Source organism: Lacunimicrobium album (assembly GCF_052161635.1).
Lineage (GTDB): Bacteria > Planctomycetota > Planctomycetia > Planctomycetales > Planctomycetaceae > SXPC01.
The window spans coordinates 323,582-339,453 of sequence record NZ_CP197413.1 but is presented as its reverse complement, the minus strand read 5'-3'; the positions used below and the strand labels follow the sequence as shown (position 1 = coordinate 339,453).

Annotated in this window: 12 protein-coding genes; all 12 read right to left on the bottom strand. The window is 53.3% G+C overall.

The genetic code is table 11. The annotated features are described in order from the left end of the window. Positions 1 to 16: 16 nt before the first annotated feature. The 12 genes from SH248x_RS01340 to SH248x_RS01285 all read right to left on the bottom strand — a co-directional run bounded on the left by SH248x_RS01340 (position 17) and on the right by SH248x_RS01285 (position 15,862). Complete coding sequence (locus SH248x_RS01340; protein WP_459556713.1) at positions 17 to 1,840, bottom strand: V-type ATP synthase subunit A; 1,824 nt, start codon at positions 1,838 to 1,840, stop codon at positions 17 to 19. After that, on the bottom strand, positions 1,821 to 2,477 hold the full coding sequence (locus SH248x_RS01335) for a DUF2764 family protein (protein WP_459556712.1): 657 nt from the start codon (positions 2,475 to 2,477) through the stop codon (positions 1,821 to 1,823). The genes SH248x_RS01340 and SH248x_RS01335 overlap by 20 nt, the downstream gene beginning before the upstream one ends. Positions 2,478 to 2,479: 2 nt before the next feature. Further along, on the bottom strand, positions 2,480 to 3,172 hold the full coding sequence (locus SH248x_RS01330; protein ID WP_459556711.1) for a hypothetical protein: 693 nt from the start codon (positions 3,170 to 3,172) through the stop codon (positions 2,480 to 2,482). 11 nt (positions 3,173 to 3,183) lie between these two features. Further along, positions 3,184 to 3,633: an ATP synthase subunit C gene (locus SH248x_RS01325; protein ID WP_459556710.1), complete on the bottom strand. Its 450-nt coding sequence runs from the start codon at positions 3,631 to 3,633 to the stop codon at positions 3,184 to 3,186. Then, the gene (locus SH248x_RS01320; protein WP_459556709.1) at positions 3,633 to 5,426 is read right to left on the bottom strand and encodes a V-type ATP synthase subunit I; all 1,794 of its coding nucleotides are present in this window, start codon (positions 5,424 to 5,426) and stop codon (positions 3,633 to 3,635) included. Before SH248x_RS01320 ends, SH248x_RS01325 begins: the two co-directional genes overlap by 1 nt. Positions 5,427 to 5,437: 11 nt before the next feature. Next, positions 5,438 to 6,031, bottom strand: a complete 594-nt coding sequence (locus SH248x_RS01315; protein ID WP_459556708.1) for a V-type ATP synthase subunit D — start codon at positions 6,029 to 6,031, stop codon at positions 5,438 to 5,440. A gap of 1 nt (position 6,032) precedes the next feature. Next, complete coding sequence (locus tag SH248x_RS01310; protein WP_459556707.1) at positions 6,033 to 7,394, bottom strand: V-type ATP synthase subunit B; 1,362 nt, start codon at positions 7,392 to 7,394, stop codon at positions 6,033 to 6,035. Beyond that, positions 7,391 to 10,504, bottom strand: a complete 3,114-nt coding sequence (locus SH248x_RS01305; protein ID WP_459556706.1) for an efflux RND transporter permease subunit — start codon at positions 10,502 to 10,504, stop codon at positions 7,391 to 7,393. Before SH248x_RS01305 ends, SH248x_RS01310 begins: the two co-directional genes overlap by 4 nt. Next, entirely contained in the window at positions 10,501 to 11,832 is a 1,332-nt protein-coding gene (locus SH248x_RS01300) for an efflux RND transporter periplasmic adaptor subunit (protein WP_459556705.1), read from the bottom strand. Before SH248x_RS01300 ends, SH248x_RS01305 begins: the two co-directional genes overlap by 4 nt. 90 nt (positions 11,833 to 11,922) lie before the next feature. Beyond that, on the bottom strand, positions 11,923 to 13,116 hold the full coding sequence (locus SH248x_RS01295) for an acetate/propionate family kinase (RefSeq protein ID WP_459556704.1): 1,194 nt from the start codon (positions 13,114 to 13,116) through the stop codon (positions 11,923 to 11,925). 19 nt (positions 13,117 to 13,135) lie between these two features. Further along, positions 13,136 to 15,196 (bottom strand): glycogen debranching protein, encoded by a 2,061-nt coding sequence (gene glgX, locus SH248x_RS01290; protein ID WP_459556703.1) that lies wholly within the window; start codon positions 15,194 to 15,196, stop codon positions 13,136 to 13,138. Positions 15,197 to 15,217: 21 nt separating this feature from the next. Then, the gene (locus tag SH248x_RS01285; RefSeq protein ID WP_459556702.1) at positions 15,218 to 15,862 is read right to left on the bottom strand and encodes a histidine phosphatase family protein; all 645 of its coding nucleotides are present in this window, start codon (positions 15,860 to 15,862) and stop codon (positions 15,218 to 15,220) included. Positions 15,863 to 15,872: the final 10 nt, after the last annotated feature.

The following is a 15,872-nucleotide window of genomic DNA, read 5'->3' as shown; positions in this document are numbered from 1 at the left end:
CCTGAGTTAAGCAGCATTAGAGATCTGCCGCGAGGGATGTGTGTCCTGCGATTCCTCGAACTTCCAAGGCGTTAATCCTATCAAGATATTGGCGGTATCCCTGGGAATCGAGGTCCGAATAGTTCAGGTTTTTGTAAAGGCTCGTTAGCTCGGTGAAGAACTGACGTACTGCTTCTTTGGTTTCCAGGTGATACTCCTGCTCGACAAGCCGTCGAATCAGCAGGAAAGACTCTTTTTGTCGAGTTATTGGTACAGAGACATCCACGGGATCAAACGCGTCCTGCTGGAGAAAGATCATGTCGAGAAAAGTGGCTTTCTGCCAAATGAGATAGTCCTCAATTGTGACACCTTCTTCGCCGGTCACCTGCATCATTTGAAAAATGGAACTACCGCGGTGAAGCAGATCGATCATGTCCTTGACGGTCGCTGTCCACTGAGGATCCATGGAGCTATCAAAGCTGTTTTTCAACTGGTCGAGATAGCGTGACCACGAGATCAAGGGATCGATCGCAGGGTAGAATCGCTTGTAGGCGCGATCGTATGAGAGTCCCAGAAAGCATTTGACGGCACTCAGCGTTGCTTGTGTCACCGGTTCCTCAAAGTTGCCACCGGCTGGGGAGACAGTGCCGATCATCGTCAGGCTTCCCATACTGCCATCGTTGGTGCGAAGAAGTCCGGCGCGTTCGTAGACCCCTTTGATGGCTGAGTCGAGATACGCTGGGTAGGCCTCTTCTCCTGGAATTTCTTCCAGACGCCCCGAGGTCTCTCTCATGGCTTGTGCCCAACGTGACGTTGAATCCGCGATCATCAGAACATCGAGGCCCATCTGGCGGTAATACTCGCCGAGCGTGATGCCGGTGAAGATCGATGCTTCGCGCGCGGCGACGGGCATCGACGAGGTGTTGCAGATGATGATCGTGCGGTCGATCAGCTTGCCGCCGGTGCGAGGATCATCCATATGGCTGAACTCGGTAATCGTCTCGAGGACCTCTCCGGCGCGTTCACCACAGGCGACGACAATGACCACATCAACAGCAGAATAGCGAGCAATTAATCCCTGGAGAACCGTCTTTCCCGCTCCGAAAGGCCCAGGGATGCAGGCCGTGCCACCGCGAGCGATTGGAAAGAACGTGTCGATCAGGCGGATCGTCGTCACAAGTGGTTCCATCGAGAACAGTCGGTCGCTATAACGTTGCTTGAGCAACTGAGCTGGAAGTGGACGTCGAACTGCCCAGGATTGTGCCAGCTTGACTGTCTGCTCACGTCCATTGTCCTCACGCAACGTCGCAACTGTCTGGTTCACTGTGTAGGTGCCGGATTGAATTGATGTGACAACGACCTCGCCGTGAAGTCCGAAGGGGACCATGATTTTATGCGTGATCCGCTTTTCTTGCGTTGTGCCGATGACATCGCCGGGACGCAGCCGATCACCAACTTTGACGGAGGGAAGAAACTCCCAGCGGATCTCTTCATCGAGCGGAAATATGCTCAAGCCACGTTGGAGGAAGAAGCCGTCGCTCTCTGCGAGTTTGTTGAGTGGGTTCTGCAGTCCGTCAAAGACCGTTCCCAGAAGTCCTGGTCCTAAGCTGATCGAGAGCATCTGTCGTGTCAGTTCGACTGGCGCTCCGACGCGGACACCTTCCGTATCTTCAAAGACTTGAAGGTCGGCCTGTTTGCCGTAGACACGCAGGACCTCTGCTTTCAGTTTTCGATCGTCAACAGAGACGTATGCGACTTCATTTTTCATAATCGATGACGAACCGGCGTCGATGGAAACGATATTTCCACTCACGCCGACGACACGACAATCTGAATTCAAGTCAGACGATGGCTTGGACATGTTGATCCACAAGTGCTGAAAGTGATTGCTGAAATCGTTCTTGACCGCGCACGTTATTTTGCGAAACCCAGCGATTAACCAGTGCCCAGCGGGCGACATACAGAACGACGGCTTCAAATGAAAACGTGTGGTTTTCTGAGAGGCGGCTCCAGTTTCTCCAATGAATCGAGAGAATCAAACGTTCAACCTGTTGCGGCAATTCGGCCCCGAGAGCGTTTGCCAGATCGATGATCCAGGCATAACGTCCTTCCAGGCCGAAGTGCGACTGGTTCCAGTGGCGGACGATCTGAGCCCCCAGTTCGCCAACCGGCAGGGGCGGATCTTCCTGTTTGGCTCGACGCCGAAAGCCGGCGAGAATCATTCTCAAGTTGATCCTGTCATTAACCAGCCGAGAGAGAAGAGGATTCTTCAATCTGGTCATGACGGATTCATAGTGAGCGTCAAACTGTGCATCGGTCCGTTCAAGCGGCTGTCGGTCCCAGGCGAGGAAATCGATGAGCATCAGTAGCGTTTCAGCGTCCTCATCGGAAAGCATCTTAAAGCGGGACTGCAAGCGTGGCCACGTAATGGGGCAACGTTCCGCCTCAAAGCTTTTGGGGAGAGCTGGCAGACTGGCGATTAATGTGTAATAAGACATCGTCAGGCTTCTCCGGCTTTCATCAGTGCGCGAAACCTTGGCCCAAGGTGAGCCATCAGTAAGTCTGTAATGGCGCGATCCGTGAGATCGATTTCGACATTCTGGTCCCTCAGGCGAAGTCGGATGCCGATCTGGTCTTCCGGGTTTGTCGTGAATGTCAGGCCTTCTCGAAGTACCTCACTGGAGAGTTCCAGGACGAACTGTGAGAGTGGGCTCGTGAGTTCTTCTGGCTGATTCTGAATTTGTTCGGACGATGAAATACGATCAGGAAGAAGCATTTCGACGTTCGATCCCGTGTCTGGTGGTGTCGCACGTCGGGCGATCTCGAGGATGAGGCGTTCGAGAAATTGCCGATCCTTCATCGTATGCGCGACGAGCTTTCGGACCTTGGACGCAAAATCAGTGCGGAGTTCTTCGGTCAACGTTAATGTCGCGTCTCGAATTGCCAGACGAACGGCATTGTCGCCTGCGATCTTGAGGTCATCGGATGCTTTCTTAGCTGCGGCGAGCATTTTTTCGGCATCACGTCTTGACTGATCAACGATTGCTGCGGCTTCTTGGCGAGCGGCTGCGATGAGTTCTTCCGAACTTTTTTCTCCGCGCGCGACTCCTTCGTTGCGGATGCGATCAATGAGTTCCTGGACACCAGAAATGGCGATCGGAGGCGCCACTTCTTTGCTCGTAGTCGTTGCCATGGTTGATCTCCTTATGGAGTTGGAATGCCGCCGCTCAAGACGAGTGCAAAGACGAATGCAAAGACAGCAAATCCTTCCACGATGGCTGCGGGGGCGGATGCCAGTCCAAACACTTCCGGCTTACTTTTGCTGACGTTGATGGCGGAGGCACAGCAGGCCCCCTGATAAATTGCGCAGATCATCAACGCCAGCCCTGTTAACGTTCCAATGGCAAACAATCCTGGTGAATTGATCACTCCAACGGTTCGATTGAGAGAAAACATGACCACAATGCCATAGATCAGTTGTGACGAGGGAAGTGCAGAGAGGCCTATGAATCGCCCATATCCGCTTTCGACATCCAACATCGCCCCACAGGCAGCCTGTCCTGCTCTTGAGCAGCCGATGATGCTTCCAATAGCAGCCAGAGCCATCGGCGCGAAGATGCCAATCCATCCCAGCACGATTAAATAGCCATCCATTACAGGGTCGCCTTTTTACGAAACGACCGAAACGGCGATCCCGATTCGGTCAGACTCCAGTTGAAAAACTCGATACAGTTCAGTCGCAGGCCATGGACAACGCCTCCCATCAGCCCCAGTACAAGATTGATGCTATGGCCACCAACAAGAATGAGTATAGCCAGAAGAAGTCCAATGCCACGTACATGACTCATGTCGAAGGCCAGCTGATTAAAGGTGGCTGCAAGCTGTGCACTGGCAAGGCCAAGCGCGAACAATCGCAGGTAGCTCAGTACGTCACCAAAGAGTTTTGTGACATTCGTCAAAGCCGAGAGTCCATCGCCGATTCGTCCCAGACAATTTCGCCAGCCCTGCAGAGGGCGCATGCTGCTAAAGCACAATACACATAGTAATCCGGACAAGAGCAGGACCTTCCCGAAGCCGCCGGTGATTCGCGTATTCAGACTCTCAGAAGAACCAATCGCGACCAGAAAACCGCCCCAGAGCACCAACAGCCACCCGAGACTGCTCAAGGCAATTAAAGACCCACGTGCATTCCAAGTTGCAATCATGTTGGCAAGAGACAGATGAGCAATCCCGATGACCAGCGACAGAAACATCATTTGACTGCGGTTTGCAAAATCGAGAATCTGCCATCGCTTAAGCCAAGATCCCGAAGATGGCGTCATCCCGAAGTAGCTACCGACCAGCATGCCAAAGATGATCGAAACTGTCGTGATTGCAAGAAGAAGGTAACGCAACCGGGCGCCGGAGTTTGACTTCCCCAATCGTGTCCAGCCCAACGCCAGGGCCAATGCCATTACTGCTCCATACCCGGCGTCGGCGATGATCATCCCGTAAAACAGACTAAACGAATAGAACACGACACGTGTTGGATCCCAAGTCTCGTACGCGGGTGTGGTGTAGAACGTCACTGCCCCTTCGGCGCCAGCGATTACATCGGGGTTTTTCAGTAGTGTCGGGACATTTTCGCCGTGCACAGGGGAATGAAACGAGACGGCCATCCCTAGATCGCTGGCAATTCTTATCAGGTCGGAACGATCCACTCGTGGCGCCCAGCCTTGTACTGCAAAGAGTGGTTCCGACGTGGCACACAAATCCCGAGCCCACTCCCGAGCGGCGGTATCATCGGCGACATCAATGCTCATTCGCAGTTGAGTGATCCACTTCGTCAGTTCTGCCCGCTTCCATTCAAGCTCTGAAAGGATGGAGTCTATTTCATCCAATCGCGAGCGAATGGCCGAAAGAGGTCGAGGGTCTAGTTCTATACGTTGCCCGGGCATGTTGTCCGGTTCTTCGGGCGAAGCGACGACAACGTAAACATCCTCAGGACCACGATTGACGATCGCGTAGGGGAGCGATACGCGTTCGAGAAGTCGCATTTGTTGGTGAGGAATCATGTAAGTCCAGAGGCTGTTACCAGCAAGGTCTTTCTCCGGGACAGTCTGGAACTCACCCCACGGCGTCAGATCGCGGATCGATTTGACGGTGTAATCTCGCTCGTCGTTAAGTTCATTTCTCAGTCGTTTGAGTTCGAGCACTTCGCGCGTGACTTCTACGATTCTGATGTCTGCATGAGATGGACTCGCGGGCCTGCGAACAGGACATGCCAGCAGGTCTTTGAGAGCCAGACGTGTCTGGTCAGAAATCATCCCGTCCTGTGCTTCTTTGACATTCCGGTGGTTTAAGCTGGTCAAATGCATGATGCCCAGACGCTGTAGCGATTCGAGAAGTTCTTCGCGTTTTGCGAGGTCTCCCACGAACGTCACTTTGTCTAGCACTACAATCGACACCTGAGGACTCCTTATTTTTTCTGCTTGGCAATTTTCGAGCGCACAACCGCAGATCGTTCCTGGTCCGACAGGTAAACCTGGATTCGCTTGATCTGTCGCTCTGCCTGTGGAATCAGTACCTTTTCAAAAAGATTGACGCGTTGAGTTATCCTTCGTCCGGCAGCTTCGAGACGGTCAACACGCACTTGCATGACGCGCAGGCGTAGTTGCAATTCAGCTGACTGCTTGAGCAAATGAACCAGATTGTCAACCCAGTGCGGCGTCGAGAGCATCGAGTACTGATTGACACTTACTTGAACCACACCCAGACGCGGAAGGTGAACGCCAGCCAGATTCTCTGATCCGATGTCGACATGCTCAATGCGGATCAACTGCGTTAGATCGCGAGTGGCGAGGGTATCGCTGCCGAGTAAAGGATAGAGCTCATTCAATTGTGGTTCGATTACGGCGTGTTGTGAGCGAGCGTCTTCCAGTTCCAGACGTGCGGCTTTGAGCGCGCCAAGCAACTGCTGTCGCTTCAGATCCAGCGAGGGCAGGAACTTGCGAAAGAGTCCCAACTGGTCACGCTGGTGCTTGAGAGCACTTTTGTTGAGGGCAAGGGCCATCTCAGCTTCCCTCCGTAGCAGGTATCTTGGCAGTGCGTGCAGGGAAGTACTTATCGACGATCGCTTCCTTCATCAGCAGTTCGTTTCGTTCGAAACATTCAGCGAGCGTCTGCCAGCTGAGATCGAGCGCGTCGTTGAGCGGCATCGAAACGTCAATTTCCATGAACCTCTGACGAAACAGTGTTCCAAAGCGAAGTAGCTTTTCATCGAACGCGGACATATCGAACGCCATTGCCTGCTTCTTCTTCGCCTCTTGCGCACCAGAATAGAACCGGATCATCGTATTCATCAACTGGCCATGATCTTCACGTGTGACTTTTCCGATGACCTGTTGCTTGAGTCGCGACAGGGAGCCGAATGGATCGATCATCCCCTCGTGCAGGTAGAATTGTCCCTCGGTGATATAGCCTGTATTGTCGGGCACCGGGTGGGTGACGTCGTTGCCCGGCATGGTTGTGACAGTCAGGATCGTGACTGAACCTGCTCCGCGATAGTTGCAGGCACGTTCATACCGAACGGCCAACTGGCTGTAGAGATCGCCCATATAGCCACGGTTCGAAGGGACCCGCTCCATCGAGATCCCGATTTCTTTCAGAGCATCGGCGTAAGCGGTCATGTCAGACATCAAGACAAGAACCCGCTTACTTTCCTCGACGGCGAAACGCTCAGCGACTTTGAGCGCCATGTCCGGAGCCAGAATGCGTTCGACGATCGGATCGGAAGCCTGATTGACGAACATCACGGTGCGCGGGAAAACTCCCTCATCTTCAAAACGGGTGCGGTAAAAGTGATAGTCATCGAAGATCAGTCCCAGCCCCGCGAAGACGATGACATCGGCATCCGCCTGAATGCCGATCCGCGCCAGAAGCTGGTTGTACGGTTCACCTGCAATCGAGAAGATGGGGATCTTCTGGCTTTCGACGAGAGAATTGAAGACGTCAATCATCGGGATTTTCGTCTCGATCATCTTCGTCGGAACAATACGGGTCGTGGGGTTGACCGATGGACCGCCGATGCTCAGATGGGGATCGGCCGAGAGTGTTGGCCCCCCGTCAATTGGCTCGCCGACACCATTAAAGACTCTGCCCAGAATGTTCGGTGAGTATGCGACCTGCATAGGGTGCCCGAGAAAGCGGACTTTGGCATCCGTTGAAAGCCCCTTCCCTCCCGTAAAGACCTGCAGCGAGACTTCGTCGTTTTTCATTGCAACACACTGAGACAGCGAGGTTTCTCCATCCCAGTTCTCGACCACCGCCAGATCTCCCAGCCCGATATTGGAAGCGCGGACCGTCAGAATGTCCCCGACGATCGAGAGGATCTGGGTATGTCGAACAAAGAATTCAGTGAGCGTCTCGGTCGTCATGGCGTCGTTTTCTCAGGGGATGGAACTCCATACAGACAGGCATACAACACAGGAACTCCGATCATGGTCAGACAAGATCCAAGGGCCAGACCAAACATGATCGCGACAGCCATCGATACCCAGAACACATCCTGGAGAAGTGGAATTACCCCCAGAACCGTCGTTCCAGCGGCCAGTCCAACGGGACGCAGGCGTGACATGGCTGCGATCAGCATTGCGTCATAATCGCTTTTGCCCAGTTCTTTCTGCATGTTGATTTCGTCAAGCAGGACGATCGCGTTCTTGATCATCATGCCTGAAAGGCTCATCACTCCCAGCAATGCGACAAAGCCCAGGGGTTGTCCCATGACCAACAGACCGATCGTAACTCCGATCAATGCAAACGGGACGACTGCGACAATGACTAAGGGGGGCTTGAAAGCATTAAAGAGTGAAACCAGAATCAGCGCCACGATCAGCACGGCGGGGACCATGCCAGGGATCAGCGACTGCTGTGAATCTCGCGAATCCTCAAATTCGCCGCCCCAGTCGATCTTAAAACCTGGAGGCAGCTTCTCTGCATAGGCTTTGATCGCAGGAAGAATATCGTTTCGCAAGCGTGAGGCAGGAACACCATCAGCCGTTCTGGCCTGAATTGTCACGACACGCCGTCGATTGAAACGCCAAATCTCTGCTTCTTCCCATTGGACGTCGATGGAGTCGGTTACCTGTGAGAGGGGAATCATTTCGGTCGATGAACTCGGCTGAACCTGGAGGAGTTCCATCTGGCCTGGGAATTCGGCGCGCTCTTCATTCACTTGCCGCGCGAGGATGGGATAAAGTTTGTCCTTCTCTCGGTACTGACCGACGACTACACCATCGTAGGCACGCTGAGCGGCGACGGCGATATCCGAACGAGAAACACCGGTCCAACGTGCGAGCTCTTCGGAATAATCAAGCTGTACCTTTCGAGTCTTCTGGCGCCAGTTGGTGCGTACGATCTCTGCATGAGGACTGTCCTGCATGATGTTAATGGCATCTTGAGTGATCGTCCTCATTGTTTCGGTATCGACATTCCCAGGACCTGCAATGCGTAGCTCGACCGTCCATGTATTGCTGGGACCAAGACCGTAACGACGGATCACTGGCTCGGCTTGAGGCACATTCTCTTTCAGCCAGGGATTAATCTGTGTAATCAAGGTATTCAGAGAATCAAGGGACTCGACATTGACGATGAATTGCCCATAGGCCGGATTGGTTCCTTCAGGTTCCACTGGTAGATAAAAACGTGGAGGTCCCGCGCCGATGAACGACGAGACAGATGTGACGCCGGGCTGCTCAAGCAGATGGTTCTCGATGGTTTCCATATCCGCAGAGACAGTCTGAATCCGCGTTCCCTGAGGCGCCCAATAATCGATCATCAACTGCAGACGAGCTGAGTCGGGAAAGAAGGTCTTATCAATCATCGGGAACAGGGAAAGCGTCCCGACCATCGCGGCGACAAGCCCAATGATGACGGCATAACGTCGGCGAATCGACCATTCCAGAATGCGACGGAAGCCTCCGAAGAATGCTCCGCTATACTCATCGCCAGCCTGTGTCTGTTTGGGTGTTGGCAACATCCAGATGCACAGCAAGGGCGTTGCAGTCACCGAAAGGACCCAGCTGAGAATCAGGGAGATCGCGACGACCTGGAACAGTGATTCGCAGTATTCCCCTGCCCCTTCAATCGACATATAGATCGGGTAGAACGCAAGCACGGCGATCAATGTGGCACCGAGAAGTGGCATCGCAGGTTGGGTCGCGGCTTCGATTGCTGCACGTCGACGATCCATTCCCCGCTGCAATCGTACGAGTACACCATCTGCCACGACGATGGCGTTATCAACCATCATCCCCATCGCGATGACCAGCGCCCCCAGCGACATTCGCTGCAGGTCGATTCCCCACAGGTTCATGCACAGGAATGTTCCGATAATCGTCAACAGCAAACCGGAGATCCCCACGACGGTGGCCGTCCAGAATCCCATGAAAAGCCACAGCACCGCGACGACGATGACGACCGACTCGATCAGGCTGACAACAAATACCTGAATCGACTCATCGACCTGGTCCGCCTGCCAGGAGATGTGGTGCAGTTCAACGCCGACGGGAAGAATCTCCTTGAGCCCTTCTATTTCTGCATCCAGCTTTTTACCCAGGGTGACGACGTTGGTTCCCAGCTGGTTGGAGATGGCAATACCGATCGTCGGAATGGACAGTGGCCCAGTGTCCGTGGATTTGTATCGCATCTCGGTCGTCGCGGGTTCTACAAAGCCGCGTCGCACTTCGGCGATATCTCGGATCTGAAGAAGCTCGTCACTACCAGAAACTCCCTGCGTGGATCGTCCTCGGATATTCAGGTTGGCAATATCCTCCGGCGACGTGAATGCACCCGTCTGAGCGATCCGGAAGCGAGTGTCGTTCAGGTCGACGCTTCCGGACTTGACGACGAGATTCTGCTCGGAGAGTGTCTTTTGAATTTCCTCCATCGTGATGCCCAGTTGCGATAAGCGAGACTGGGAAACATCCATGTAAATGCATCGCTGCGGAACTCCCCAGAGTTCAACACGTGCCACACCTTTGACGAGACTCAGATTCTTTTTTACTTCGTCGGCATAGTTCTCCAACTCGTCCAGAGAAAATCCATCACCAGTGACTGCCAGCAGAAAGCCATAAACGTCTCCAAAATCGTCAGCCACAGACGGTTCACCACAACCAGGTGGCAGAGACGGAATGACATCGTTAATTTTCCGACGCAGCTCATCCCAAATCTGCGGCAACTGGGCGGCTGGATATTGAGGCAGAATCTCGATTTTGATCAAGGAAAAGCCGGGCTTGGAGACAGATTCCAGCTTTTCGATTTGTGGCATCTCCTGGATGGCGATCTCAATTCGATCGGTGACTTCCAGTTCGACTTCCGCGGCACTGGCACCGGGATAGAAGGTCGCGACCGTTGCATTCTTGATCGTGAACTCCGGGTCTTCCAACTGACCAAGCGCAAAGAAGGCCGCCAGTCCGCCAATGACCAGCAGCACCATTCCGAATCCAACGACGGTACTCCTTTCGACACTCCCGGCGGCGATGCTCATGGCGTTTCACCTCCGGTTTTGGCGGACTCGTCGAGAAGACGGACCGTCTGATTTTCTCGAAGATAGTGGACTCCCGCTGTGATGATCCACTCGCCAACGTTCAAGCCGGTGACTTGAACTCCAAAGCCAGTCATACCAGATACCGTCACAAAGCGATGTTTGACCGTTTTAGAGGAAGGATCGAAGATCCAGATCGACGGCTTCGAGTCATGTTCGAACACCGCGTCAACCGGAACAACGATGGAGGAAATTTCTTCCACGGTCGTCCCTTCGACTGGAGTTCCTCGATTTCTTGCAGTCCCGGTCAGCCCGGGTCGAACATCCACGCCTGGCTGCGGTGCAAAACGAAGTTTGACTGGATAGGTTCGTGTTGTACGTGAAGCCTCTGCTCCGATCTCAGCGATTCTAGCTGGGATTTCCACGTCAGGAGAGGTTTTCAAAATGATGATCGGATCGGATACTTTCGGAACCAGTGCAATGAGGTTCTCCGGGATATCGACCCGCATTTCAAATTCGCTGGTATTGACGAGTCTGACGATTTGCTGACGTGGTTGAACGAGTTGGTAATTGTCGACATACGTGGTTGAGATCGATCCATCGAAGGGAGCAAGTAACCGCGTGTCGGAGAGTTCGTCACGAGCCTTTTGTAGTGCAGCTTCGAGGCCTTGGATTTCAGAATCCTTCGCCTTAATTTCTTCCGGACGCGCACCTTGTTCGCCGATACGAAGTGTTTCCTTGGCTTTGACGACATCCGCTTCGGACAGGCGAAACTTAGCTTCTGAGAGTTCAACTTCACTGGGAGTCAGGACTTTTCGCTCAAAAAGCCCTTTGTTGCGGTCGTACTCTGCCTTGGCAAACTGAGCTGCGGCCAGAGTTCGATCGACTTCTGCTTTCATTTTCTGAATGTCTTCAGGACGAGCGACACGCATGGCGTCCAGTTCGGCTTTCGACTTCTCCAGAGTCGCCGAGGCATCGCGTACCCGTACTTCGAAGTCACGTGCATCGATTTGAGCGAGCAAGTCACCTTTGACAACCTTCTTTCCCAATTCATTACCCGGGAAAGAAACGAGCGGTCCTCCGACGCGAAACGAAAGTTCGACAGCATCAACTGCTTCAACCGTGCCGGGAAATGAGCGACCGCTGAATGTTGACAGTCCCTCAATCTTCATCGCTCGAACGGGGCGTATTGCTGGCGGACGGACTTCTTCGTCGCGACATCCAGGGGAGAGTGTCACGAGAAGAAGAAAGACAGCATGGCCTATGCTAACAAGAGAGCGATCCATCTGTGCCTGACACATCATGTGGTTCATCATGCGAATTTTGTGCATTGACGTTCTTGGGGAACGGAATTGCCAAGCTCGATACTAGCAGCGGAGATCAGCCCCGGTATTGGACTTTAGTCCAAGAGGCCTGGTTTGTTACCCCTGAAGAACCATCGCGACTTCGCGACACATCGTCACGTCTTCCCGAGTCGCTATTACCAGGACTCTCGTATTAGAAGTTGAGTCTGCAATATCCATATCTGGCTGACAGTGGCGATTCCTTTCTGCATCGAGCGAAATCCCCATCGCGTCCAGTCCATCACAAACGCGTTGTCGAATCAAAGCCGAGTTTTCACCGACACCGGCTGTAAAGACAATCGCATCGAGTCCGTTGAGAACAGCATAAAATGCTCCGATCGTCTGGCGGACGCGATGGACATAAACGTCGATGGCCAGTTTCGCGCGAGAATCGTTGGTCACTGCCGCCTCGATGACTTTCCGCATATCGGAGGAGATTCCGGACAACCCCAGAACACCAGATTGATAGTTGAGGGCATGATTAACTTCGTCGGCCGTGAGGTGATGCGTTGTGAGCAGATGCAACAGAATACCGGGATCGATCGAACCTGAGCGGGTCCCCATCACCAAGCCCTCCATTGGTGTGAAGCCCATCGTCGTATCGACACTCTGTCCATTAAGAACGGCGGCCGCAGAACCGCCATGGCCAAGATGACAGATGACCAGCTTCGACCAAGACCTGCCTGATTGTGTGAGCATTTCTCGGGCTCGTCCACAACAGTAAGCGTGACTTAAGCCATGAAATCCATAACGACGAATCCCCCACTCGTTACGCCATTGTTCGGGTATCGCGTAGGTACTTGCATGAACTGGAATCGTGGAGTGAAAAGCTGTATCGAAGATAGCGATCTGGGGTAATGCACCGAATGCCTGTTCCGCAGCGGCTAGAATCTCCAGAGCGGGAGGATCATGCAGGGGAGCCAAACGAGACAAGTTCGAGATTCGTTCGCGGATCTCGGCGGATATCTCGACCGATGATGTAAATTCCCCTCCATGCACGATCCGATGCCCGACGGCTGAAAGCCGACTCAAGTTGCAGATTGGCGGCGTGGAGATCGATCTCAAGTCGTCAAAGAGACGTAAAACAGCATCTCGCAATGAGACTTTCGACATCTTCATTTTGACCGGTTCTGCGTCCAGAACTGAAAGGGCATAATAAACCTCGTCCCCAGTCCAGTCGAAATGACCAGTTGCGAGCGTAGTTTCGCTCTCAGATTCCATCAGGACGGCTTTTAAACTGCTCGACCCGGCATTCAGCAACAAAAATTGCACGTGATTTTAATCCACCTTCTCAAGTGTATTTGCTTAATAATACGACCACAGAATGCTCTTGCGCCAGGTAGGAATTTCCGATGACGACCGGCGAGGCCAACCAGTCCTCGATGTCGTGAGGAGATGACAGTGAGGTATCAATCCAGCGTCTCCAGGTTCGCTTCTCGGGGATCGCGGGAAGTTCAAACGTGAGTGGCTCCCAATAGGCATTCAGGATGAGATGAATCAAAGTCCCTTCCGCCCTGATGTCTGCACCCAGCGCGACACTATGCGAATCATCTGACCAGTCTGGCTGATTGAGCTTGACTCCGTGCCAGGATTTTTGAGCCGTTTCCAACATGGTGCGCAAGCTGATCCGCTGCGTCTCATGCTTTGTATCACGCAACAGGCGACGCTGAATCAGGAGCTTGACGAAGCGTAGAATGTCTGCACGTTTCTCAAGGAGCGACCAGTCGAACCAGCTGATTTCGTTATCCTGGCAGTAGGCGTTGTTATTGCCCGATTGTGTTCGACGAACTTCATCTCCCATCACCAACATCGGCAACCCGATCGACAGCATCGTCGTCGTCAAAAAATTCTTGACCTGACGCGTTCGAAGGGCTTCGATTCGTGAATCGTCTGTCGGACCTTCGATACCACAGTTCCAGCTGCGGTTGTCATTGGCTCCATCACGGTTGGATTCGCCATTGGCTTCGTTATGCTTATCGTTATAAGACACAAGGTCATTCAGCGTGAATCCATCATGGCAGGTAATGAAATTGACACTCTGTTCGGCCTCTCGCTGCTTATGCTCATAGATCTCGGGACTGCCCACGAGGCGGTCGGCGATCTGACGCACCGAGCCCGGTTGACAGCGGAAAAAGTCACGCACGTCATCTCGGAATCGCCCATTCCATTCTTTCCAGGCGTCCCCGACAAAACTGCCGACCTGATAAAGTCCTGACGCATCCCAGGCCTCTGCCAGCAGCTTTGTCTCTGCCAATGCAGGGTCCGATTCGATGTCCCATAGCACGGGAGGATTGGGCAATGGATTCCCCGTGGAATCGCGGGAGAGAATCGATGCCAAGTCAAACCGAAAGCCATCGACGTGCATTTCCTGCACCCAGTATCTCAATGAATCAACAATCATGCGTCGGACAACCGGATGATTGGAGTTCAGCGTGTTTCCGCAGCCCGTGTAATTCGCGTAGGTTTCGCCTCCTTGTTCGAGAATGTAGTACGTCGGATTGTCGATGCCTCGCAGCGACAGCATCGGTCCCCGCTGGTCTCCTTCGGTTGTATGGTTGAAGACGACGTCGAGGATGATTTCGATCCCGGCACGATGAAGTGCTTTGACCATGTCACGAAATTCATTGATCGGCCCGAGAGGACTGCGAACGGAACTGTATGCAGCATGCGGAGCAAAAAACGAGATGGGAGCGTAACCCCAGTAGTTAATCAGACCAGCTGGACAATCTTGGGCATCGAACTGAAAAACTGGCAGAAGTTCTACAGCAGTGACTCCCAGTTCCTGCAAATACGGGATCTTCTCAATCAAGCCGGCGTAGGTCCCGCGTTTGGATTGTGCAACACCAGAGTTTGCATGCTGAGTGAAGCCGCGAACGTGCATTTCAAAAATAATCGAGCGAGCAGATGGGTGACGCAACGGCGCATCCCCTTCCCAGTCATACTCACCTGGATCGACAACCACACTCTTCATTGAAGTGGCTGTATTGTCGCCAGGACCAGCAGTCGCCCGTCGATCATAGTTTGATGGGACGACAACACCCCGCCCGTAAGGGTCCAGTAAAACCTTCTGTGGGTCAAAGCGCAGACCTGATTCGGGCTGATGAGGTCCCTTGACACGGTAGCCATAGATCTGGCCGGCCTGGAGGCCAGGAACAAAGGCATGCCAATAGTGATAGGTTCGATTCTTGACAGGATCCAGATTGATGAGCTGGGACGGAGTACTACTCTCCTGCGATTCAAAAAGCAGTAGCTCAACCCCGGTTGCGGTGCGTGAGAAAAGACTGAAATTCACACCACCATCCCTGATGGTCGCTCCCAAAGGAGCGCTCCGACTGGCGTAGGACTGTTTCATATCGATTCCCCTGATCGTGGTTCAGCCCCGCATCGTCGTGTCCGTAAAATCGTTCAACAGCGGCTCCCATCCCTCCTGTGGAACACGATAATTCCACAATGCAATGATCGGCTCCTGGGTCGTGTCATGCTCATACGCGAGGACGCCGACGCTGGCAGGTCGACAATAAAAGACACGCCCCATAGTTGGCGAAAGATCTATCCAGCGAGCAGCAATCATGCGAATGATATGTCCGCTTGAAAATGCGAGTGTATCGCCTGGTATCTGACGACTTTTGGCGATAAAGCGATCCGCACGGGCGGCTACTTGATCGCGAGTTTCCCCGCCATCACAACCATCAGCAAATAACTCCCACTCTGGGAGCATGCTCTTAATCTCTCGGGTCGTTTTGCCTTCCAGCAGGCCGTAGTCCCACTCGAGTAGATCATTGTCTTCCACGGCAACATTTGAAAATCCAGCAAGCTGACAAGTCTTTGAAGCTCGCTGTAGAGGACTGGTGAAGACTTGTCGGAAGTTGAATCGCTGCAGCGCTTTTCCAAGCTCGCGAGCTCGCGCCTCGCCGACTTCATTGAGCGGAATATCCTGACGCCCTGTATGACGGCGTGTATCAGTCCATTCCGTGTCGCCGTGACGCACGAGAAACAATCGCGGATGCTCGGATGCCATCTTTGGTCCT